Source organism: Vogesella fluminis (assembly GCF_014652335.1).
Taxonomy (GTDB): domain Bacteria; phylum Pseudomonadota; class Gammaproteobacteria; order Burkholderiales; family Chromobacteriaceae; genus Vogesella; species Vogesella fluminis.
Genome location: NZ_BMYP01000038.1, coordinates 1 through 23373 on the forward strand (window position 1 = coordinate 1; position 23373 = coordinate 23373).

Sequence of the window (23373 nt, forward strand, 5' to 3'; positions counted from 1 at the left end):
CTGTGTTTTGGATGATCCGAATTATCTCATACGGCTCGTTAAGTCCGACAGGCTGCTAGGCGGTTTTGTCCGTTTTTCGTGGCAAAAATCAAGATTGATTACCGTCACAACGTTGGCCGCAAGCAATCATGCCATCGTGGTGCGTCGCCCTGCGGGTGACGCACCCTACGTCTGTTACCGTCCCGCCTTCTGCAAACCCGCCGCGATCCAGCGCTGGATGCTGGCGCTGTCCATGGCGCCGGCCTGGCGGGCAATCTCGCGGCCGCCGACGAACAGGATCATGGTCGGGATGCTGCGGATGGCGAAGCGCTGGCCGAGGGTGGTTTCGTTCTGGGTGTTGATCTTGGCGAAGCGCACCTGCGGCATGGCGGCGGCGGCCTGGGCGAAGGCGGGGCCCATCATCTGGCACGGGCCGCACCACGGCGCCCAGAAATCCACCACCACCGGGATGTCGTTGCGCGAGATGTGGCGCTCGGCGTGGTCCACGGTCAGTTCCAGCGGCTGGCCGGTGAGCAGCGGCTGGTGGCACTGGCCGCAGTTGGGGCCGTCGGTCAGGCGGCTGGCGGGAACGCGGTTGAGCGCGTGGCAGTGCGGGCAGGCCAGGTGCAGGGCGGTGGGGGTGTTCATGGCAGGCTCCAGGGGGTGTCTGCTGGGCATATCGGTGCGCTGTCGCCGCTTTCAAGTATGCAGGGAATGAGCGAAGTGGCGGTATCGGCAAAGGGTTTTGTCTGCTGATGCCTTGTCCGGAGGCCGGAGGGCAACGTTTCCGGATGCGCTGTTGCTTGTCCGGGCCGTGTGATTTCACGGCTGGCAAGGCCGGCCGCCGCCATCCGTGTGAATGTCATTTTTCATCGCGCGGCAACTGCACTACCATGGGCGCTTGCCCGCCCACCTGCTGACTATCCGCCCATGTATCGCGTCCTGTTGTTACTTGCCTGCCTGCCCCTGACTGCCCACGCGCTGGATTACCGCGTCGAGCTGGAGGCTCCGTCGGAGCTGGCCGGGCTGCTGCGCGACAACCTCGACCTGTACACGCTGCAGCAGGACGAGGCACTGACGGCGCAGGACCTGGACAGCATCGTGGCCGGCACCCCGGCCGAGGCGCGCGCGCTGCTGGAGACCGAGGGTTATTTCGGCAGCGAGGTGCAGGTTGGCCGCGACGGCAACACGGTGCGGGTACGGGTGCGCGCCGGCGCGCCGGTGATCGTCAGCGCGGTCGATGTCACGCTGCAGGGCGCGGTGCGGCAGCAGGCGGACTACAGCCGTTTTCTTTCCAGGGTGATGGAAGACTGGGCGCTGCCGGAGGGCGCGGTGTTCCGCCAGGACGACTGGGACAGCAGCAAGAAGGCGGCGCTGCGCCCCTTCCTGCTCGACCGCTTCCCGCAGGCGAAGATCAGCGCGTCGCAGGTGCGCATCGACCCGGCCAGCCGCCAGGCGCGGGTGACGCTGACGGTGGACAGCGGGCCGCTGATCCGCTTCGGCGACTTCCGCATCGACGGCCTGCAGCGCTATCCGGCGAGCATCGTCAGCGGCATGGCCGATTTCGCGCCCGGCGCACCGTACGCGCAGCCGTCGCTGGTGGCGTTGCAGGCGGCGCTGGAGAACGATCCGCACTTCACCGGCGTGGTGGTGGCGCCGCTGTGGGAGCAGCTGCAGGGCGACACAGTGCCGTTGGGCATCACCCTGAGCGAGCAGCAGCGGCAGAAGCTGGAAGTCGGCCTCAACTACAGCACCGGCGACGGCGCCGGCACCCGTCTCGGCTACGAACACTACAACCTGCTGCGCCGCGGCTATACCGGCTCGGTGGCCTACGACTGGAAAAAATCGCGGCAGCAGCTGGATCTGGGCCTCGGCTTTGCGCGCGGCGGCGACGGCTACGCGCACAGCCTCAATCTGCAGCAGCGCCACGCCGAACAGAACCTGACCGTCACCGACGCCACCGAGCTGGGCCTGTTCCGCGTCCGCCAGCGCGACAATATCGAGGCCCGCTTCGGCGTGGAATACCTGATCGAACGCGAGCAGATCGAGGGCGAGGCCACCCGCGACAACAAGGCGCTGATCCTGTCCTACGGCTGGGCGCAGCGCGCGGTGGACAACCCGTTGCGCCCCGGCGCCGGCTATCTGCTGGAGGGCAACCTGTCCGGCGCCGGGCTGGCGGCGGACACCCGCTTCCTGCGCGCCTACGGCCGCGGCGCGCTGTACTGGAGCCCGCGCTTCATGCGCGGCACCTGGCTGACGCGGCTGGAGCTGGGCCAGGTGTGGGCCGACGACGCGCTGCAGGTGCCGGCGTCGCGCCTGTTCAAGGCCGGCGGCGTCGGCAGCGTGCGCGGCTACGACTACCAGAGCCTCGGCATCGTCAGCCCCGACAGCGGCGCGATCACCGGCGGCCGCGTGCTGGCGACGGCGACGCTGGAGTACCAGTACCCGCTGACGCCGGCGTGGCGGCTGGCGGCGTTCGTCGACGCCGGTGACGCCGCCGACAGCTGGCAGAGCTGGCGCCTGGCACGGGCACAGGGGGTCGGCGTGCGCTGGCTCAGCCCGCTGGCGCCGCTGGCGTTCGACATCGCCTACGGCGCGCGCGACCAGCGCTGGCGCTGGAACCTCAACCTGGGGCTGGCGTTCTGATGTCGCACACCGAAGAGCTGCTGCCGTCCCCCTCCCTGCCGCCGGACGCGGCACCGCAGACCCCGGCACCGCCGCCAGCACCGCGCCGCCGCCCGAGATGGCTGCGTTGGCTGCGCTGGCTGTTGCTGTTTGTGCTGCTGTTCTTGCTCGGCCTCGGCGGCGCACTGGCCTGGTTCACCGCCACCCCGGCCGGCTTCGCCAGCCTGTGGCCGCTCTTGGAGCGCGCCAGCGACGGCCAGCTCAAGGTTGGCCGCAGCCACGGCACGCTGTGGCACGGCTTCGTGCTGGAAGACATCCGCTGGCAGACGCCGCAACAGCGGCTGGCGCTGAGCCGGCTGCAGCTGGCGTGGTCGCCGCAGCGGCTGTGGCAGCGCCAGCTGCAGATCGGGCAGCTGCACCTGGGCGTGCTGCGCTATCACAGCAGCCAGCCGTCCGACGGCCGGCCGCCGCAAGTGCCGGCCCACCTGCGCCTGCCGCTGGACGTCGCCATCGACAGCCTGCGCCTGGACGCGCTGCAGCTGGGCGACGCGCCGCCGCTGCTGCGCGCGCTCGACGCCGCTTACTACTACCAGCAACAGCAGCACGCGCTGGTGTTGCGCCGGCTGGACAGCCCGTGGGGACGGATGTACGCCAGCGTGGCGCTGGGCAGCAGCGCGCCGTTCGCGCTCGGCGGACGGCTGGAATACGACGGCGTGCTGGAGGGCGTCGCCAGCCGCGGCGCGCTGACGCTGCAGCAGACGCTGCTGGCGCCGCGCGTCAGCGGCAGCGTCAGCGCGCTGGGCCTGTCGGCCGAGCTGAACGCGCGGCTGCGGCCATTCGCGCCGCAGGCCTTGCAGCGCCTGCAGCAGCTGGACGTGCGCGTCGGCGGCATCAACCCGCAGGCCTTGCAGCCGGGCTGGCCGCAGGCGCGGCTGGGCCTCGCGCTGCAGCTGGCGCCGGGCGCGGGCGGCGTGCTCGACGGCGGCGTGTCGCTGATCAACTACCAGCCCGGCGCGCTCAGCGCGCAGCGGCTGCCGCTGTCGCTGCTGTACGGCCCGTTCCGCATCCGCGACGACACCCTGCAGCTGGACAATCTGGTGGCGGAGCTGGCCGGGGGCCGCGTCACCGTGAACGGCAGCGCCAGTCCCGCCGCGCTGGCACTGGCGCTGCGCCTGGACGGCATCCACAGCCAGGCGCTGCTGGCCAGCCTGCCATCGCACCGCGTCGGCGGCGACATCCGCGTGAGCGGCAGCGCGCGCGCGCCGCAGCTGGCCCTGGCGCTGGCCAGCGGCAAGCTGTCCTTGCGCGGCGGCCTGGCGATGCCGGCGCCGCAGCAGTGGCAATTGCAGCAGCTGCAGCTGGGCACCGGCGCCGGCCGGCTGCTGCTGGACGGCACGCTGGCGCTGGGCGAGGTGCCGCGGCTGGACGCGCAGGGCAGGCTAGAGGCGCTGAACCCGGCGGCGATCTCGCCGCAGCTGCCGGTCGGCAATATCAACGGCAATTTCAGCGCCAGGGCCAGCCTCGCGCAGGCGCCGCAGGGCGAGCTGCGGCTGCAGCTGACGCCGGGCACGCTGTCCGGCGCGCCGCTTTCCGGCCAGCTGCAGGCCAGCTGGCAGGCGCAGCGGTTGCGCGCGTTGCAGGGCCGCCTGCAGCTGGGCGGCAACAGCCTGCGCCTTGCCGGCAGCTACGGCAAGCCGGGCGACCGGCTGCAGATGCTGCTCGACGCGCCGCAGCTGGGCCTGCTCGGCCCGGCGTTCGCCGGGCGGGTGCGCGGCGAGCTGGACCTGGCCGGCGTGCCGGCGCGGCCGCAGCTGCATGCCGACCTGCAGGCCAGCGAGCTGCGCCTGCCGGGGGCGCTGACGGTGGCCAGCCTCAGCCTGCAGGGCGAGAGCGGCATCGCCGACAACAGCCCGCTGCGCATCCGCCTCGACGGCCGCGCGCTGGCGCTGGGCGACAGGCAACTGGCGCGACTGAGCCTGCAGGCCGACGGCAGTCGCCTCGCGCACCGCTTGCAGCTGAGCGCCGCCGGCCGCCTGCAACAGCATGAACAGCAGCTGGAACTGCAGCTGACCGGCGGTTTCGAGCGCGGCGGCAGCAACTGGCGCGGCACGCTGCAGCAGCTGGAGGCGACGGGCTGGCTGCCGCTGCGCCTGCAGCAGCCGGTGGCCTTGCGCGCGGGGGTGGCCAACGTGGCGCTGGCGGCCAGCCGCTGGCAGGCGCTGGGCGCGCAGTGGCAGCTGGGCGACAGCAGCTGGCAGCGCGGTGGCGGCTGGCGCAGCGCGGGCCGGGTGCAGGGGCTGGCGCTGTCGGCGCTGGCGCCGTGGTTCTCGCCGCCCTTGCGCCAGACGCTGGTGTTCGACGCCGGCTGGCAGCTGCACGGCGCGCAAGGTTGGCCGCAAGGCAGCGTCGAGCTGCAGCGCACCCAGGGCGACGTGTGGCTGCCGGCGCCGGCCGGCGAGCAGGCGCTGGGGCTGAGCCGGGCGACGCTGAGCGTGGGCCTCGGCGAACGCGGGCCGCTGGCGCTGGCGCTGGACAGCCGCTTCGGCCGGCTCGCCGCCGACGGCAGCGTGCTGTGGGGCAACGGCGGCGATGCCGCCAACGCGGCGCTCGCCGGCAGCGTGCGGCTGCAGCTGCCGTCGCTGGCGCAGGCGCAACCGTGGCTGAAGGCGGGCATGGAATTGTCCGGCAGCCTCGACGCCACGCTGCAGCTGGGCGGCACGCTGTCGTCGCCGACGCTGGACGGGCCGCTGCTGGGCCACGACTTGCGCTTTGTCGAGCGCCGCAACGGCATCCGCCTGGAGCAGGGCCAGCTGCAGGCGCGGCTGGCCGGCCAGCAGCTGCTGATCGACAGCCTGCGCTTCGGCAAGCAGGGCGAGCTGAGCGGCAGCGGTCGCATCGACCTGTTCCAGGCGACGCCAGACGTGTTGCTGCTGCTGGACTTCAAGCGCTTCGCCGCGCTGGAGCGGCCGGGGCGGCGCCTGCTGCTGTCCGGGCGCAGCCGCGTCGAGGTGCGGCAGCGGGTGGTGACGCTGAGCGGCAACCTCGGCGTCGACGAGGGCCGCATCGACATCCCGAAACTGGGCGGGCCGCGCCTGTCCGACGACGTGGTGGTGCTGGGGCGCGAGGTGGTCGACGACGCCGGCAACCGCTGGCCGTTGGCGCTGGACCTGCGCATCGCGCTGGGCGACAAGCTGCGCTTCGGCGGCAACGGGCTGGAGGCGTGGCTGGGCGGCGAGGTGCGGCTGCTGGCGGAGCAGGGCGGCACGCTGCAGGCGCGCGGCCAGATCCGCGTCGACAAGGGTCGCTTCAAGGCCTACGGCCAGGACCTGGACATCAGCCGCGGCCTGATCACCTTCAGCGGGCCGTTGGACAACCCGGCGCTGGACCTGCGCGCCACGCGCCGCTTCTCGCCGGTCGGCGCCGGGGTCGAGGTGCGCGGCGCGCTGTTGACGCCGACGGTGAAGCTGGTGGCGGACGAGGCGATGTCGGAAAAGGACAAGCTGTCGTGGCTGGTGCTGGGCCGCGCCGCCGCGGCCGGCGACGACACCGGTGGCGCCGGTGCCGCGGCCGGCGGCCTGCTCGCCGGCCTGATCAACGACCAGGTCGGGCTGTTCGACGACATCGGCGTGCAGTCGCGGGCGGAAAGCACCAGCAGCGCCGGCGTGGTCAGCCCGGCGGAGCAGGTGGTGACGCTGGGCAAGCAGCTGACGCGCGAGCTGTACGTCGGCTACGAGTACGGGCTGAAGAGCGCCGAGCAGGCGCTGAAGGTCAGCTACCAGCTGTCGCGCACGCTGTCGCTGATCGGCCGCGCCGGCCGCGACGCGTCGACGGAAGTGCGCTACACCCGCCGCTTCGACTGACCCTGCCGCCCCCGGCGGTGCCGGAGCGATAATTGTCGGTACCGGGCGGCGCTTTGCGCTACAATCCGCGCCGGGAAGTCGGCCAGGCAGTCGCCGCGTGCTTGCACGGGGAGGAAAGTCCGGGCTCCAAAGGGCAGGATGCTGGCTAACGGCCAGGCGTCGTGAGGCGACGGAAAGTGGAACAGAGAGCTGAACCGCCGATGGCCGGATGTGTCACCCGCAAGGGTGCGCGTCGTACTGTTCAGGGCAGAATACGCGCTGCATGCAGCGTACGTTTTGCGTTAGTGCTGGTTCGCCAGCCCGCTGACAGCGGCACAGGCAAGGGTGAAAAGGTGCGGTAAGAGCGCACCGCGGACGTAGCGATACGGACGGCAGGCTAAACCCCATCCGGAGCAAGACCAAATAGGGGTACATTGGCGTGGCCCGCGCTGTACCCGGGTAGGTTGCTTGAGCTTGTCGGTAACGGCAAGACTAGAGGAATGACTGTCCAACGACAAAACCCGGCTTATCGACCGACTTCCCACCCCCATCCCCTCCGCAATATCCCCCGTTTTTCACTTGTCATGCAGCCGGCCGCCAGCGGCCATGGCCGCGCAGCAATCGGCGTTGTTTTAGCTTAAAAAATAAGCAAAAAGGTTTTTACCGCCTGCGCAAAAGGCAGTACAATGGCCGCCCTTTCGCCCTCCATGTCTTTCTTTTGCAATGCAAATCGGCCCTTACACGCTCAAGAACCAGCTGATCGTTGCCCCCATGGCGGGTGTCACCGACCGGCCGTTTCGCATGCTGTGCAAGAGACTGGGCGCCGGCATGGCGGTGTCGGAGATGATCACCGCCAACAAGGCCTTGTGGACCACCAAGAAAACCCTGCTGCGCGCCGACCACAGCGGCGAGGTGGAGCCCATCGTGGTGCAGATCGCCGGCGGCGACGCGGCGATGCTGGCCGAGGCGGCGCAGCTGAACGTGGCGCGCGGTGCGCAGATCATCGACATCAACATGGGCTGCCCGGCCAAGAAGGTGTGCAATGTCGCCGCCGGCTCCGCGCTCTTGCGCGACCTCGACAACGTTGGCCGCATCCTCGACGCGGTGGTGCGCGCGGTGGACGTGCCGGTGACGCTGAAGACCCGCACCGGCTGGAGCAGCGAGGTCAAGACCGCGCTGCAGGTGGCGAAGATGGCCGAGGACGCCGGCATCGCGGCGCTGGCGCTGCACGGCCGCACCCGCGAGGACATGTACCGCGGCGCCGCCGAGTACGACACCATCGCCGCGGTGAAGCGGGCGGTGTCCATTCCGGTGATCGCCAACGGCGATATCGACAGCCCGGAGAAAGCGAAGCAGGTGCTGGACGCCACAGGCGCCGACGCGATCATGATCGGCCGCGCCGCACAGGGGCGGCCGTGGATCTTCCGCGAGATCCAGCACTTTCTGGATACCGGCGAGACGCTGCTGCCGCCGCGCATCAGCGAGATCGACGACATCATGCAGGGCCACCTCGACGAGCTGTACCGTTTTTACGGCGAATACTCCGGCTGCCGCATCGCGCGCAAGCACATCGCCTGGTACACCCGCGGCCTGCATGGCAGCAACGAATTCCGTCAGGCGATGTACGCGCTGGAATCGACCAGTGCGCAGCGCCAGGCAGTGACACAGTATTTCGCGACGCTGGCGGCCGGTTCCGAGCGGCTGGAGTACGTGTCCACCGGACCGCACGAGGACGAGGACGCGACAGCGTGTGCGGACGATTAAGCAACAATACGAAGCGGCTAACCATGAACAACAATAACGACGATATTTCCCATTGCGTCAGGCTGGCGATGGAGCAGTACTTCCGCGACCTGGACGGCGAGATGCCGGCCGCCATCTACGACATGGTGCTGGCGCGGGTGGAAAAACCGCTGCTGGAGGTGGTGCTCAACCACACCCAGGGCAACCAGACGCGCGCCGCCGAGCTGCTCGGCCTCAACCGCAACACACTGCGCAAAAAGATGAAAGTCTACGACCTGATCTGATTTACCGGCCACCCGTGCAGGCGGGTGGCTTTTCTTTGGCAAGCGAACTCCCCTGCAGCGCAGGGGCGGGGGACGGGATCACCAGCACCGGGCGGCGCCAGCGCGCCGGCCGGTATACAGCAAGATTTGAGTTGGCCGCGGGCGTGCCCGTTGCCACGTTTTACTTTGAAGGCGGTAGAGAACCATGACCAAAATCGAACGCGCGCTGATCAGCGTCTCCGACAAAACCGGCGTACTGGCATTTGCCCAGGCCCTGGCCGGCTTTGGCGTTGAAATCCTTTCCACCGGCGGCACGTCCAAGCTGCTGCGCGACGCCGGCGTGCCGGTGATCGACGTATCGGATTACACCGGCTTTCCGGAAATGCTGGACGGCCGGGTGAAGACCCTGCATCCGAAAGTGCACGGCGGCATCCTCGGCCGTCGCGACCTGCCGGAACACGTCGCCACCATGAAAGAGCACGGCATCGGCAACATCGACCTGGTGTGCGTCAACCTCTACCCGTTCGAAGCCACCATCGCCAACCCGGACTGCCCGCTGGAAGACGCGATCGAGAACATCGACATCGGCGGTCCGACCATGGTGCGTTCCGCCGCCAAGAACTGGCAGCACGTGGCCATCGTCACCGATGCCGCTGACTACGAAACGTTGGCCGCAGAAATGACGGCCAATGGCGGCAAGCTGTCCAAGCTGACCCGTCTGAACCTGTCGAAGAAGGCGTTCACCCACACCGCCGCCTACGACGGTGCGATCTCCAACTACCTGACCAGCCTGGTGGACGGCGTGGACAGCGGCGTGCCGGAACGCGTGGCGTTCCCGAACCGCCTCAACGCGCAGTTCATCAAGGTGCAGGACATGCGCTACGGCGAGAACCCGCACCAGGCGGCCGCCTTCTACCGCGACCTCGACCCGGCCGCCGGTACCATCGCCGGCTACCGCCAGCTGCAGGGCAAGGAACTGTCCTACAACAACATCGCCGACGCCGATGCGGCGTGGGAAGCGGTGAAGACCTTCGATGCGCCGGCCTGCGTGATTGTCAAGCACGCCAACCCGTGCGGCGTGGCCATCGCCAGCGATACCCTGAGCGCCTACAAGCTGGCGTTCGCCACCGACACCACCAGCGCCTTCGGCGGCATCATCGCCTTCAACCGTCCGGTCGATGCCGAGACCGTTGAAGCGGTGACCGGCCAGTTCCTGGAAGTGCTGATGGCGCCGGCGTTCACCGACGAAGCGAAAGCCATCATCGCCGCCAAGAAAAACGTGCGCGTGCTGGAAATCCCGCTGCAAGCCGGTGCCAACCGCTTCGAGCTGAAGCGCGTCGGCGGCGGCGTGCTGGTGCAGACCCCGGACATCCGCAACGTCGGCCTGGACGAGCTGCACGTGGTGACCAAGCGCGCCCCGACCGAACAGGAAATGGCCGACCTGCTGTTCGCCTGGCGCGTGGCCAAGTACGTGAAGTCCAACGCGATTGTTTTCTGCAAGAACGGCCAGACCGCCGGTATCGGCGCCGGCCAGATGAGCCGCGTCGACTCCACCCGCATCGCCGCGCGCAAGGCGCAGGACGCCGGCCTCAGCCTGATCGGTGCGGTGGCCTCCAGTGACGCCTTCTTCCCGTTCCGCGACGGTATCGACGTGATCGCCGAGCAGGGCATCAAGGCCATCATCCAGCCGGGCGGCTCGATGCGTGACGACGAAGTGTTCGCCGCCGCCGACGAGCACGGCATCGCCATGGTGCTGACCGGCGTGCGCCACTTCCGCCACTAATCTTCAATCGTTGCAAAGGTTGGCCGCAGCCTGCGGCCAACCGTGGCAGACCCGACCTCAAGGAAGCTGAGTCATGAAAGTACTCGTTATCGGTGCCGGCGGCCGCGAACACGCGCTGGCCTGGCGTGTGGCGCAATCGCCGCGCGTGTCCAAGGTATTCGTGGCGCCGGGTAACGCCGGTACCGCGCTCGATCCGCACCTGAGCAATGTCGCCATCACGGCCATTCCCGAGCTGATCGAGTTTGTAAAGAACGAGCAGATCGAACTGACCGTGGTCGGCCCGGAAGCGCCGCTGGCTGCCGGCGTGGTCGATGCCTTCCGCGCCGCCGGCCTGAAGATCTTCGGCCCGACGCAGTACTGCGCGCAGCTGGAAAGCTCCAAGGACTTCGCCAAGGCCTTCATGCAGCGCCACGGCATTCCGACCGCCGGCTACGAAACCTTCAGCGCCGCCGCCGCCGCCCACGACTACGTTGCCCGCAAGGGTGCGCCTATCGTGATCAAGGCCGACGGCCTGGCCGCCGGCAAGGGCGTGGTGGTAGCGATGACGCTTCATGATGCGCACGCCGCCATCGACGACATGCTGCTGGGCAACAAGATGGGTGACGCCGGCTCGCGCGTGGTGATCGAGGACTTCCTCGAAGGCGAGGAAGCCAGCTTCATCGTGATGGTCGACGGCGACAACGTGCTGGCGATGGCCACCAGCCAGGACCACAAGCGCCTGCTCGACGGCGACAAGGGCCCCAACACCGGCGGCATGGGCGCCTACAGCCCGGCCCCGGTGGTGACGCCGGAAGTGCACCACCGCGCGATGCGCGACATCATCCTGCCGACGGTGCGCGGCATGAAGGCCGACGGCCACAGCTACACCGGCTTCCTGTACGCCGGGCTGATGATCGACAAGCAGGGCAACCCGTACACCATCGAGTTCAACTGCCGCTTCGGCGATCCGGAAACGCAGCCCATCATGGCGCGCCTGAAGTCCGATTTCACCGTGCTGCTGGAGGCCGGCATCAACGGCACCCTCGACAAGGTGGAAGCCCAGTGGGATCGCCGCGTGGCGATGGGCGTGGTGCTGGCCGCCGCCGGCTACCCGGATGCGCCGCGCAAGGGTGACGTGATCAGCGCCATCCCGGCCGCCACCGACGACACCATCACCTTCCACGCCGGCAGCAGCGTCGACGACGCCGGCCAGCTGGTCACCAGCGGCGGCCGCGTACTGTGCGTGGTGGGCCTCGGCGATAGCGTGCGCGTGGCACAGCAGAAGGCGTACGCGGTCGCCGACCAGATCCAGTTCGCCGGCAAGCAGCTGCGCCGCGACATCGGCAACCGCGCGCTGAACCGCACCAAGTAAGCCCGGACTGGGTACTCCGGACTACGCAAGCCATGTTAATTCTGCCCCGATGGCGGGATTGGCATGGCTTTTTTATGTTCTTGGATTATGCTGTTGCCTATTCCGGATGATCCCTTTCAGGTGACAAATCAATGAAGCCCCGTTCCGTGTTACCCGCATTGCTTGCCACTGCCTTGCTGAGTGCTTGCGCGACGCAGACGCTTGACGTGCCCCGTGCCGGGAATTACCCGGCGTCCGACCAGCAAAAAGCGCGTGCCGTGCACCATTGGGATGTGCTGGCCGAGGATGTAGCGGGTCGTATTGCTGAAAACATGCAGCAGCGGGCACCGGGCCAGGCGGTCTACATCATGGCAACGGCAGAAAATGCTGGCTCTTTCAACCAGGCTTTTCGCAAGCTGCTGCTGACCCGGCTGATGGCCAAGGGCGTGGAGGTGGCAACCCGGCCGGGAGCAGAGGTGGCCGACGTGAACTTCGACGTACAGGTGATACGGCACAACAGCCCGGTCAGTAACGGGATACAGTTCAAGTTCACGTCGCTGGCCGCCGGCATTGCCGTGGTGCGCGACCTGTTCTTCCAGCACAGTACTACCGCGTATACCCTGATCGGCCTGGCTGCTGCTGCCGGGCTGGATGCCGCCAGCCTGGTGCTTGACGGCAATGCCGCAAGCGGCCCGACTCGCAGCGAGGTGCTGGTGACGACGACGGTCGAGTCCGGCCATCGCTATCTGGCCAGCACCTCGGATGTGTATTACATCGAACGGGCAGATGCCTCCCTGTTCGACAGCATCAAAAACTGGAAGGTGGTGGGACAATGAAGGCGCTTATTTCCGTTGTGGCCCTGTCGTCGGTGCTGACGGCCTGCGCCGGTTTTCCGGCAGCAAACGACCCGGAGCCGACCAAACTGATCGATGCCAACTACCGGGCGGTGGATGCGCTGGTGGGCGGCCTGTCGCTGAAATCCGATCCGGCATTCACGGCTGACCAGCCGCTGCTGGTGGCGACACTGGTCAGTGTCGATACCCTGACCGAGTCGTCGCGGCTGGGGCGCCTGTTTTCCGAGCAGCTTGCTGCCCGGCTGACCAGGCTCGGGTTCAAGGTAAAAGAGCTCAAGTTGCGCGACAACCTGTTCATGAAACAGTCCGAAGGCGAGTTGCTGCTGTCGCGCGAGGTGGGCGAAGTGAGCCGCGCGCACAATGCACGGGCCGTGGTGGTGGGAACCTACGCCGCGTCCGGCAGCATGCTCTATCTCAACCTGAAGCTGGTACATCCGAGCGGCAACATCGTGCTGTCGGCGCACGACTATGCCCTGCCGCTGGACAACAACATCCGCGATCTGCTCGGGGTGCGCAAGGCAAGCTATTACTGAGCAAGCCGGTACAGCGTTGCAGCACAAGCCACCCGCGGGTGGCTTTATTTCTGGTACCGGCACATTGCCATGTCATCAAACCGGCCGGCAGCAGGCGGTGTGCGCGGTCTACACTGCAGTAAGTGTTGGCAAGAAAGGGCGTGCCATGTACTTCCTGCGTCGCGTTGGCCTGCTGTGTTGCCTGGCGTTGCCTCTGCACGCCGCCGAACCGCTGCAGCTGCGGCTGCTGACCGAGGACTACCCGCCGTTCAACATGCAGCTGGCGGATGGCCGGATCGGCGGCCTGTCCAGCGACATCGTGCGCGAGATCCTGCGCCGCGCCGGTATCGGCTACCGTATCGAGCTGTTGCCGTGGGTGCGCGCCTACAACAGCGCGGTGCTGGAGCCGAACACCTGCGTGTACTCCACCACCCGCAGCGAGCAGCGCGAGCACCAGCTGAAGTGGATCGGCCCGGTGGTGGAAAACCCGTGGGTGCTGTACGGCCGCGATGACGGGCCGCAGGAATTGAGCAATCTGGAGGCGGCGCGGCGCTACCGGCTGGGCGGCTATTCCGGCGACGCGGTGGCGCAGTACCTGATCAGCCGCGGTTTTGAGGTCGACCTGGCGTCCAACGACGTGCAGAACCTGCGCAAGCTGCTCGCCGGCCGCATCGACCTGTGGGCGACCGGCAAGTACCTCGGCGCCGCACTGGTGGCGCGCGAGAAGGCCGCCAGGCTGCGCCCGCTGCTGACCTTCAATACCACCTTCCTCTACCTCGCCTGCAACCAGATGATGGCGGACGGCACGGTGCGCCTGCTCAACGAGCACCTGCGAGGGATGCACAAAGACGGCACAGTGGCTAGAATCAACGCCCGTTACCTGAACGACTGAACGGAACCCGCGCTGCCGCGTGCGGTCTGTCCGGTCATCACCTTGCGACCTGCCATTACGTGAACCGCCCTTTTCCCCGCCTGCCCCGTCACGGGCAGCAGCATGCCGCGCGCGGCCACCTGCAACAGGGTGGCGTGATCGCCTACGCCACCGAATCCTGCTTCGGGCTGGGCTGCGATCCGTTTGACGTGCGCGCCATCCGCCGCCTGCTGGCGATCAAGGCACGCCCCAACCACAAGGGCCTGATCGTGATTGCGGCCAACCTTGAGCAGCTGCGGCCGCTGATCCGGCCGCTGACGCCGGCGCAGCTGGCCGTCGTCAACCGCTACTGGCCGGGGCCGTACACCTTTTTGCTGCCGGCCGCGCCGCGGGTGCCGGCGCTGCTGCGCGGCCGCCACGACAAGATCGCGGTGCGCGTCACCGCCCACGGCGAGGCGGCGGCGCTGTGCCTGGCGCTGGGCCACGCCATCGTGTCGACCTCGGCCAACCGCGCCGGCCAGCGCTCGCTGAAGACGGCGCGCGGTTGCCGCCAGGCCTTCGGCGCACGGGTGCTGACGCTGCAGGGCCGCATCGGCAAGCGGCGCAAGCCCTCCACCATCATCGATCTCGATACCGGTCGCGTACTGCGCTGACCGCCAACCCAGGAGCCATCGTGCAAGAACTTTCGGTCATTGGTCTTATCCTCCACGCCAGCCTGCCGGTGCAGCTGGTGATGGCAGGGCTGGTGGTGCTGTCCCTGCTGTCGTGGGGCATCATCTTCAACAAGCTGGCGGTGCTGCGCCGCGCCCGCCTCGCCACCCAGGACTTCGAGCAGCAGTTCTGGAGCGGCATCGACCTCAACCGCCTGTACGAGGACACCCGCCAGCGCCAGCACGCGGCCGGGGTGGAGAAGCTGTTCCAGGCCGGTTTTGCCGAGTTCGCCAAGCTGCGGCGCCAGGGCGGCGTCGACAATTCCGAGCAGCTGGACGGCGCCCGCCGCGCGATGCGTGCCGCCGCGCAGCGCGAGCTGGACGCGCTGGACCACCACAACAGCTTCCTCGCCACCGTCGGCTCGGTCAGCCCCTACATCGGCCTGTTCGGCACGGTATGGGGCATCATGCACGCCTTCATCGGGCTGGGTAATGCCGGCCAGGCCACGCTGGCCACGGTGGCGCCGGGCATCGCCGAGGCGCTGATCGCCACCGCCATCGGCCTGTTCGCGGCGATCCCGGCGGTGGTGGCCTACAACCGCTTCGCCGCCGACGTCGACCGCCTCGCCGGCCGTTTCGATTCCTTCATGGAAGAGTTTTCCAACATCCTGCAAAGGTTGGCCGCACGCTGAGCCTTGCGCCACCCCGCTACCCAAGCCGACGCCCCGCGTCGGCTTTTTTCATGGCCGCAGCGCGGCGGCGCACAGGGTCTACAGTGAAGCAAGCGGCAGGCGGCCGCAGGCAACCGGCAGGAGAACGACGATGAGCGCAGTACGGATGGAACGGGACAGCATGGGCGAGCTGGCGGTGCCGGCCGACGCCCTCTACGGCGCGCAGACCCAGCGCGCGGTGCAGAATTTTCCGGTCAGCGGCCAGCGCCTGCCGGAGGGCTTCATCCGCGCGCTGCTGCTGGCCAAGCTGGCGGCGGCGCGCGCCAATGTCGCGCTGGGGCAGCTGACGGCGGAACAGGGTGACGCCATCGCCGCTGCCTGCCGACAGCTGCTGGACGACGCGGCGCTGATGACGCACTTTCCGCTGGACGTGTACCAGACCGGCTCCGGCACCAGCAGCAATATGAACGCCAACGAGGTGATCGCCACCCTCGCCAGCCGCGTGCTGGGCAGCGCGGTAAGCGCCAACGACCATGTCAACTGCGCGCAGAGCAGCAACGACACCATCCCCAGCGCCATCCACATCGCGGCGGCGCTGGCGCTGCGCGAGCAGCTGCTGCCGGCCTTGCAGCACCTGCAGCAGACCACGCAGGCCAAGGCGCTGCAGGTCGACCACCACGTGAAGACCGGCCGCACCCACCTGATGGACGCGATGCCGGTGCGCCTGGGCCAGAGCCTGAACGGCTGGGCGCAGCAGGTTGCGGCCAACGTTGACCGCCTGCAGCAGCTGCGCCCCTGGCTGCTGCAGCTGGCACAGGGCGGCACCGCGGTCGGCACCGGCATCAATGCTGATCCGCGCTTCGCCGCGCGTTTCTGCCAGGAGTTGCAGGCGCTGACCGGGCTGGTGTTCGTGCCGGCGCCGGACTACTTCGCGGCGATGGGGGCGCAGGATACCGCGGTGGCGCTGTCCGGCCAGCTGCGCACCACCGCGGTGTCGCTGATGAAGATCGCCAATGACCTGCGCTGGATGAATTCCGGGCCGCTGGCCGGGCTGGGCGAGATCGAGCTGGCGGCGCTGCAGCCGGGCTCGTCCATCATGCCGGGCAAGGTCAACCCGGTGATCCCGGAGGCGGTGTGCATGGTGGCGGCGCAGGTGATCGGGCTGGACGCGGCGGTGGCGGTGGCGGGGCAGTCCGGCAATTTCGAGCTCAACGTGATGCTGCCGCTGATCGCCAGCAACCTGCTGAGCAGCATCGCGCTGCTGGCCAACGCGTCGCGGCTGCTGGCGGACAAGGCCATCGCCGGTTTCAGCGTCAACGAGGCGCGGCTGCAGCAGGCGCTGGCGCGCAACCCGATCCTGGTCACCGCGCTGAATCCGGTGATCGGCTACGCCCGCGCTGCCGAGATCGCCAAGCAGGCCTACCGCGAGGGCCGCGCCATCATCGATGTCGCCGCCGAAAACACCGGCATCGACCGCGACGAGCTGGCACGGCTGCTGGACCCGGCCAGGCTCACCCGCGGCGGGCTGTGAGCGTGCGGCCAACGTTGGCCGCAGCCGTTTGGTGTGCGCCGGCCGGCTTTGAAGAACCGGGGGATAGGGTGGCGAGAACAGGCTTTTCGGCATTTGCCCCTTGTCCCCGTGCGGCGTGATGGGCATTGTTGTCGGTTCTGACCGGAAACCGACATGAACCTGACCTCGCACCAGCTGAAACTGCTTGCCGCCTTCTTTGCCCTGTACGTGATCTGGGGCTCCACCTACTTCGCCATCCGCATCGGGGTGGCCGAGTGGCCACCGTTCATGATGGCCGGGGTGCGCTTCCTGCTGGCCGGCGTGCTGATGTACGCGCTGCTGCGCTGGCGCGGTGCGCCGAACCCGAGCCGGACCGAGATCGGCGGCGCATCGATCCTCGGCGTGCTGATGCCGGCGGTGGGCAACGGCTTCGTCACGCTGGCGCAGACCGAGGTGTCATCCGGCGTTGCCGCACTGGTGGTGGCGACGGTGCCGCTGTTTGCCACCCTGTTTGCACGCCTGTTCGGCCACAAGCCGCGCGGCATGGAGCTGGCCGGTATCGCACTGGGTATCGGCGGCATGGTGGTGCTGAATCTGGGTGAAAACCTGCGTGCGTCGCCATCCGGTGCGTTTTACCTGCTGCTGGCATCGGCCGGCTGGGCATTCGGTTCGGCGTGGAGCAAGTATCTGGTCCAGCCCAAGGGGCTGATGTCGAGTGCGGTGATGATGTTGTCCGGCGGCACGGCTCTGCTGCTGGGCAGTGCCGTTACCGGTGAACGCCTGGCGGCCATGCCGTCGCTGTCCGGCTGGCTGGCGCTCGGCTATCTGGTGCTGTTCGGCTCGATGGTGGCCTATACCGCCTATCTGTTCCTGCTACGGCACGTCAGCCCGGCCGCGGCCACCAGCTATGCTTACGTCAATCCGGTGATTGCGGTGCTGCTCGGCGCCGTGTTTCTCGATGAACACGTCGGCCTGCACGAGATGCTGTCGATGGCGATCATCGTCACCGCGGTAGTGCTGATCGGCTGGAAGAAGTCGCCGCGCGTGTAGCCGGCGGCTCCCGGAATGCCGGTTATTTGCGGGCCGGCAGCAGGCGCAGGCAGGTGCCGGCGAGGCGGTCGTGCAGAAACTGCCTGTCGTTGTCGATCAGCGCCCACAGCAGCGGCAGCGCATCCCACAGCAGTGCCACCGCCAGCGCATGCTGCCGCGATTCGAACAGCGGTTGCCACGCGGCATAGGCCAGTGCCGGCACGCCCAGGAACAGCGCCAGCGCCACCGCGAAGCGCATCGCCGCATGCGGCCAGCGCAGTGCGCCGCCATCTGCCAGCACCAGCTGCAGCCGCCACGGCTTCATCGCCAGCGTCTGACCGCCACGGGTCCAGCAGTAGCCGAAGTAGCCGAACATCACCAGCGCCAGGAACAGCTGCATCAGCACACTCATTGCGTGCGCGTTGCCGCTCCATGCCATCAGCGGCGTGAACAGCGCTGCCGCAGCCAGCAGCACGGCGCCCAGCAGCAAAGCCTCGTAACACAGGCTGGCCAGTCGGCGCAGCAATCCGGGGTGGGTAAAATGTTGATCCATGCCGTAAAGATGATAATGAGGAAGAAAAAAGGGCGTCGGCAGCAAAAGAGCCACGGCTAACCAAGCATGGTATCAAAGCCGCCCCGTGCCGCCTACCCTGCAAAAGTGGCTGTTTTTGCATGTTTTTGACGATTTTTTGCACCTGCACAAAAGCGCTTGACCGCTATTTCCAAGATAAGCTAAGTTCATTCACTACGGGACATAAAACAATTACTCAGCAATCCATCAAAGAGGCAAAGATGCAGATATCGGGCGCGGAAATCCTGGTACGCAGCCTGCAGGAAGAAGGAGTCGAATTCGTTTTCGGCTACCCCGGCGGCGCAGTACTTGAAATCTATGATGCAATCTTCAAGCAGGACCAGTTCAAGCATGTGCTGGTGCGGCACGAGCAGGCGGCAGTGCATGCCGCTGATGCGTACTCGCGCTCCTGCAACAAGGTCGGCGTGGCACTGGTTACCTCCGGGCCCGGAGCCACCAACGCGGTGACCGGCATTGCCACCGCCTACATGGACTCGGTGCCGATGGTGGTGATCTCCGGTCAGGTACCGACCCCGGCCATCGGCATGGATGCATTCCAGGAAGTGGACATGGTGGGCATCACCCGCCCGTGCGTGAAGCACAATTTCCTGGTCAAGGACATAGGCGAGCTGGCCACCACCATCAAGAAGGCGTTCTACATCGCCGCCACCGGCCGCCCCGGCCCGGTAGTGGTCGATATTCCCAAGGACGTGACCCAGCGCCTGGCGGAGTTCCACTATCCGGAAAGCGTCAGCATCCGCTCCTACGTGCCGGTTACCCGCGGCCATCCCGGGCAGATCAAGAAGGCCGCCAGCCTGCTGGCCGAAGCCCGGCGCCCGTACATCTACATCGGTGGCGGCGCGGTACAGGGCAATGCCTCGGCCGAAGTCACCGAGCTGGTGCGCATGCTGGGCCTGCCGTGTACCAACACGCTGATGGGGCTGGGTGCCTATCCCGGCGACGACCGCCAGTGTCTCGGCATGCTGGGCATGCACGGCACCTACGAAGCCAATATGGCAATGCAGTACTGTGACGTGCTGATCGCCGTCGGCGCCCGTTTCGACGACCGCGTGATCAGCGTGCCGTCGCACTTCCTGGCGCAGCCGAAGAAAATCGTGCATATCGACATCGATCCGTCGTCCATCGCCAAGCGTGTGAAGGTGGATGTGCCCATTGTCGGTGACGTCAAGCATGTATTGCGCGACCTGATCGACCTGATGAAGCAGAACGGGCAGCGCCCGGATGCGGCCAACCTTGCCGGCTGGTGGATGCAGATCGAGCAATGGCGCAGCTACAACAGCCTGCTGTATACCCCGTCCAGCGAGCTGATCAAGCCGCAGTACGTGGTGCAGAAGCTGTACGAGATCACCGGCGGCGATGCCATCATCACCTCCGACGTCGGGCAGCACCAGATGTGGGCGGCACAGTACTACCCATTCAAGCGTCCGAAACAGTGGCTGAACTCCGGCGGCCTTGGCACCATGGGCTTCGGCCTGCCGGCCGCCATCGGTGCGCAACTGGCCAATCCGGACGCGCAGGTGGCGTGCATTACCGGTGAAGGCTCGATCCAGATGAACATCCAGGAACTGTCCACCGCCAAGCAGTACCACACGCCGGTGAAGGTGATCGCACTGAACAACCGCTACCTGGGCATGGTGCGCCAGTGGCAGGAGCTGTTCTACGGCACGCGTTATGCCGAGTCCTATATGGATGCACTGCCCGATTTCGTCGGCATTGCCGAGGCCTACGGCCACGTCGGCATGAAGATCGAGAACCCGGCCGATGTCGAGGGTGCCTTGCGCGAAGCCTTCAGCCCGGCATTGAAGGAGCGTCTGGTATTCATGGATTTCCGTACCGATCAGTCGGAAAACGTGTTTCCGATGATCCAGAACGGCAAAGGCCTGGACCAGATGGATCTGCCGCCGCACATGCGCGAGCTGCAGATTGCGCCTTTCGAGAACAACCGTGACTACGGCAACATGTGCTAGGGCAGTGGCATGAGACATATACTTTCGATTTTGCTGGAAAACGAAGCGGGCGCGCTGTCGCGAGTAGTGGGACTTTTCTCCGCACGCGCTTACAATATCGATTCGCTGACGGTGTCGACTACCGAAGACCCGACACTGTCACGGATGACCATCGTCACCCACGGGTCCGACGAAGTCATCGAACAGATCACCAAGCAGCTCAACAAGCTGATCGAGGTGGTCAAGGTGATTGACCTCAACGAGTCCGACCATATCGAACGCGAGCTGATGTTGATCAAGGTCCGTGCCACCGGCAAGGATCGGGAAGAAATGAAGCGGATGGCTGACATCTTCCGTGGTCGCATCATCGACGTGACGGAAAAGACCTACACCATCGAGCTCACCGGTACGAGCGAAAAGCTGGGCGCCTTTATCGAGGCGATCGACCGTTCAGTGATCCTGGAAACGGTGCGTACCGGTGCATCCGGAATTGGTCGCGGCGAACGTATTTTGAAGATCTGAATCACCGGGGTGGCCATCAGCTGCCCTAGAACAAACCAGGGACATAAGACAATGAAAGTTTTCTACGACAAAGACGCTGATCTTTCCATCATCAAGGACCAGAAAGTTGCCATCATCGGCTACGGTTCCCAGGGTCACGCACACGCGCAGAACCTGAAGGATTCCGGCGTGGATGTGGTGGTGGGCCTGCGCAAGGACGGCGCATCGTGGAAAAAGGCGGAGGCGGCCGGTCACAAGGTGAAGGAAGTGGCCGATGCCGTGAAGAAGGTGGATCTGGTGATGATCCTGCTGCCGGACGAATCGCAGCCTGACGTGTACCACAGCGAAATCGCCCCGAACATCAAGAAGGGCGCCACCCTGGCCTTCGCGCACGGCTTCAACGTGCACTACAACCAGATCGTGCCGCGTGAAGACCTCGACGTGATCATGGTAGCCCCGAAAGGCCCGGGCCACACCGTGCGTTCCGAGTATGTGAAAGGCGGCGGCGTGCCGACCCTGATTGCCGTGTACCAGGACAAGTCCGGCAAGGCACGTGACGTGGCCCTGTCCTACGCTGCGGCCAACGGCGGCACCAAGGGCGGCGTGATCGAGACCAACTTCCGCGAAGAAACCGAAACCGACCTGTTCGGTGAACAGGCGGTACTGTGCGGCGGTGCGGTAGAACTGGTGAAAGCCGGTTTCGAAACCCTGACCGAAGCCGGCTACGCGCCGGAAATGGCCTACTTCGAGTGCCTGCACGAACTGAAACTGATCGTGGACCTGATGTACGAAGGCGGCATCGCCAACATGAACTACTCCATCTCCAACAACGCGGAGTATGGCGAGTACGTGACCGGCCCGGAAGTGGTGACCTCCGCCACCAAGGAAGCGATGAAAAAGGCCCTGTACCGCATCCAGTCCGGCGAATACGCCAAGATGTTCATCCTGGAAGGCAAGACCAACTACCCGAGCATGACTGCCCGCCGTCGCCTGACCGCCGATCATCCGATCGAGAAGGTAGGTGCCGAACTGCGCGCCATGATGCCTTGGATCGCCAAGAACAAGCTGGTTGACCAGTCCAAGAACTGATCGTCGCCTGTTCCGCCAAAAAGCCGGGGAAGCCCGGCTGATGACAAACCCCGTTTGCTGCGCAAGCGGGGTTTGTTTTTTTCTACGGCATGGCAGTGGATACAAGGGCTCAGGTGGATTGACCCGGCTTTACCCGGTACCGCAGAGCCTGTCGCGGCATCTTGTCAGCAGCCTGGGCTGGGGAGGCCCGGCTTTTGTTATGCCTGTGGCGAGGTTGCGGCCAACCACAGTGCCAGCAGGGTGATCAGCAGGCCAAGTACTTGCACCCCGTACAGGGCTTCACCGTTCAGCACGCCCAGTACGGTGGCCGTCAGCGGCATGATGACCGTGAACAGGGCCGCGCGCGAAGCCCCGAGTGTGGCAGCGCCGCTGTACCACAGCCAGTAACCCAGTGCGGTGGGTAGCGCGGCGTAGTAGAGGCAGCCCAGTACGGCGCTGCCGGACCAGTGGCTTTGCGGCTCCAGCAGGGCCAGCGGCACGGACAGCAGCAAGGCCAGCAGGCAGAGCATGCAGCTGAGGCTGAGCGGCGGTATCGGCTGGCTGAGCCGCCGTTGCAGCAGGATGAACAGGCCTTCGCACATCACGGCAGTCAGCACCAGGGCATTGCCCAGCCAGTGGCTGGCTTGTCCATCCGGGCGGCTACCCGGCCATTGCAGGGTGCAGGCGCCGGCGGTAGCCAGTGCAATGGCCAGCATCAGCCGCAGGCCGGGTCGGCTGCCCAGCAACAGCCAGCCCAGCAACGCTGTCACGGCAGGCAGGGTGGCGCTGAGGATGGCGGCATCGCTGACGCGAGTTTGCTGCATGCCCAGTATCAGCAGGCTGGTGTAGCCGATACTGCCGCAGGCGGCTTGCAGCAGTAACAGGCCGAGATCGCGTCGTGGTGGTCTGGGCCAGGCTTGGCGCTGGTAGCGCATCAGCCCGTACAGCAGGGGCAGGGCCATGGCGAAGCGCAGCGTGCCGGCAGTAAAAGGAGGCAGGCCGTGGCCGATGATCTGGCTGGCCAGCGGGGTGGTGCCGGCCAGTATCATGGCTATGGATAGCTGCAGCTGGGTGCGATGGGTCGTGTTCACAGGGAGCTCCCGGTCAGGATGAGCGCTCAGTAAATCCTGTGCCGGGTAATCCGGTATTGAACAAAATTGCAGGCTAGCGGCCAGGGTGACGGTAGCGGCCCGGTGGCAGGCCGAATTGGCGCTTGAAGGCGCGGGTGAGGTGGCTTTGGTCGGCAAAGCCGCATTGTTGCGCGATATCGGCCAATGGCGCATCGCCCCGCAAGAGCCGGCGCGCCATCTGTAAACGGTGTTGCGACCAGTAGGCGTGCGGGGTGATGCCGTATTGCTGACGAAACTGTCGCAGCAGTTGGTAGGGGCTTAGTTGACATTGTTCGGCCAGCGTCGCCAACCGCAGGCTGGTCTCGCTGCTGTCGCACAGCTGCTGGCGGACTTTTTCCAGATTGGCATGACGGTCGGCCGGCATGGCCTGGCTGCAGGGAAAGCGCAACAGCAGCGTCAGCAGGTCGACTTCGGCCTGATAGCGTCCGTCAAGGTGGTGTAAATTTCAGGGCCGAACTCCGGTCCGGTTTTCCAGGT

General features: G+C 66.6%; 20 protein-coding genes and 1 other RNA gene. 17 read left to right on the top strand and 4 right to left on the bottom strand.

Annotated features, from left to right (window positions below; genetic code table 11):
- Positions 1-174: 174 nt before the first annotated feature.
- Positions 175-627: a thioredoxin TrxC gene (trxC, locus tag IE083_RS12895; protein WP_189354200.1), complete on the bottom strand. Its 453-nt coding sequence runs from the start codon at positions 625-627 to the stop codon at positions 175-177.
- 282 nt (positions 628-909) lie between these two features.
- Between trxC and IE083_RS12900 the strand changes: the two genes are divergently transcribed.
- From IE083_RS12900 to yedA, 14 genes are all read left to right on the top strand, one after another.
- Positions 910-2625, top strand: a complete 1716-nt coding sequence (locus IE083_RS12900) for an autotransporter assembly complex protein TamA (protein ID WP_189354203.1) — start codon at positions 910-912, stop codon at positions 2623-2625.
- On the top strand, positions 2625-6464 hold the full coding sequence (locus tag IE083_RS12905; protein ID WP_189354206.1) for a translocation/assembly module TamB domain-containing protein: 3840 nt from the start codon (positions 2625-2627) through the stop codon (positions 6462-6464). Before IE083_RS12900 ends, IE083_RS12905 begins: the two co-directional genes overlap by 1 nt.
- A 74-nt stretch (positions 6465-6538) precedes the next feature.
- Positions 6539-6988, top strand: an RNA gene (gene rnpB, locus IE083_RS12910) — RNase P RNA component class A.
- 178 nt (positions 6989-7166) lie between these two features.
- Complete coding sequence (dusB, locus tag IE083_RS12915; protein ID WP_189354209.1) at positions 7167-8207, top strand: tRNA dihydrouridine synthase DusB; 1041 nt, start codon at positions 7167-7169, stop codon at positions 8205-8207.
- Between the two features lie 23 nt (positions 8208-8230).
- Complete coding sequence (locus tag IE083_RS12920) at positions 8231-8470, top strand: helix-turn-helix domain-containing protein (RefSeq protein ID WP_189354212.1); 240 nt, start codon at positions 8231-8233, stop codon at positions 8468-8470.
- 184 nt (positions 8471-8654) lie between these two features.
- Positions 8655-10232, top strand: a complete 1578-nt coding sequence (gene purH / locus IE083_RS12925) for a bifunctional phosphoribosylaminoimidazolecarboxamide formyltransferase/IMP cyclohydrolase (RefSeq protein WP_189354214.1) — start codon at positions 8655-8657, stop codon at positions 10230-10232.
- A 73-nt stretch (positions 10233-10305) separates the two neighbouring features.
- On the top strand, positions 10306-11583 hold the full coding sequence (gene purD / locus IE083_RS12930; RefSeq protein WP_189354217.1) for a phosphoribosylamine--glycine ligase: 1278 nt from the start codon (positions 10306-10308) through the stop codon (positions 11581-11583).
- Positions 11584-11741: 158 nt separating this feature from the next.
- Positions 11742-12398, top strand: coding sequence for a hypothetical protein (locus IE083_RS12935; protein ID WP_189354219.1), 657 nt, complete (start codon positions 11742-11744; stop codon positions 12396-12398).
- Positions 12395-12949, top strand: a complete 555-nt coding sequence (locus IE083_RS12940) for a FlgO family outer membrane protein (RefSeq protein ID WP_189354222.1) — start codon at positions 12395-12397, stop codon at positions 12947-12949. Before IE083_RS12935 ends, IE083_RS12940 begins: the two co-directional genes overlap by 4 nt.
- A 145-nt stretch (positions 12950-13094) precedes the next feature.
- Positions 13095-13820 (top strand): substrate-binding periplasmic protein, encoded by a 726-nt coding sequence (locus tag IE083_RS12945; protein WP_189354223.1) that lies wholly within the window; start codon positions 13095-13097, stop codon positions 13818-13820.
- A gap of 59 nt (positions 13821-13879) precedes the next feature.
- Complete coding sequence (gene tsaC, locus IE083_RS12950; RefSeq protein WP_189354225.1) at positions 13880-14452, top strand: L-threonylcarbamoyladenylate synthase type 1 TsaC; 573 nt, start codon at positions 13880-13882, stop codon at positions 14450-14452.
- A 20-nt stretch (positions 14453-14472) separates the two neighbouring features.
- Entirely contained in the window at positions 14473-15141 is a 669-nt protein-coding gene (gene tolQ / locus IE083_RS12955) for a protein TolQ (protein ID WP_189354228.1), read from the top strand.
- 130 nt (positions 15142-15271) lie between these two features.
- Entirely contained in the window at positions 15272-16651 is a 1380-nt protein-coding gene (locus IE083_RS12960; RefSeq protein WP_189354230.1) for a class II fumarate hydratase, read from the top strand.
- A 153-nt stretch (positions 16652-16804) separates the two neighbouring features.
- Positions 16805-17680, top strand: coding sequence for a drug/metabolite exporter YedA (gene yedA, locus IE083_RS12965; RefSeq protein ID WP_189354233.1), 876 nt, complete (start codon positions 16805-16807; stop codon positions 17678-17680).
- A 22-nt stretch (positions 17681-17702) separates the two neighbouring features.
- On the opposite strand, the gene IE083_RS12970 is transcribed toward yedA, so the two are convergent.
- Entirely contained in the window at positions 17703-18212 is a 510-nt protein-coding gene (locus IE083_RS12970; protein ID WP_189354235.1) for an RDD family protein, read from the bottom strand.
- A 239-nt stretch (positions 18213-18451) separates the two neighbouring features.
- On the opposite strand from IE083_RS12970, the gene ilvB reads away from it, so the two are divergent.
- From ilvB to ilvC, 3 genes are read left to right on the top strand one after another with little or no spacing between them, the layout of a single operon-like run.
- A complete protein-coding gene (gene ilvB / locus IE083_RS12975; RefSeq protein ID WP_189354238.1) occupies positions 18452-20218 on the top strand; it encodes a biosynthetic-type acetolactate synthase large subunit in 1767 nt (588 codons plus the stop codon).
- Positions 20219-20227: 9 nt separating this feature from the next.
- Complete coding sequence (gene ilvN, locus IE083_RS12980; RefSeq protein WP_189354242.1) at positions 20228-20719, top strand: acetolactate synthase small subunit; 492 nt, start codon at positions 20228-20230, stop codon at positions 20717-20719.
- A gap of 51 nt (positions 20720-20770) precedes the next feature.
- Positions 20771-21787: a ketol-acid reductoisomerase gene (gene ilvC / locus IE083_RS12985; RefSeq protein ID WP_189354244.1), complete on the top strand. Its 1017-nt coding sequence runs from the start codon at positions 20771-20773 to the stop codon at positions 21785-21787.
- 197 nt (positions 21788-21984) lie between these two features.
- Here ilvC and IE083_RS12990 read toward each other — a convergent pair whose 3' ends face one another.
- Both IE083_RS12990 and IE083_RS12995 read right to left on the bottom strand, forming a co-directional pair.
- Positions 21985-22857 (bottom strand): DMT family transporter, encoded by an 873-nt coding sequence (locus tag IE083_RS12990; RefSeq protein ID WP_189354247.1) that lies wholly within the window; start codon positions 22855-22857, stop codon positions 21985-21987.
- 73 nt (positions 22858-22930) lie between these two features.
- Positions 22931-23260, bottom strand: coding sequence for a helix-turn-helix transcriptional regulator (locus tag IE083_RS12995; protein ID WP_189354249.1), 330 nt, complete (start codon positions 23258-23260; stop codon positions 22931-22933).
- Positions 23261-23373: the final 113 nt, after the last annotated feature.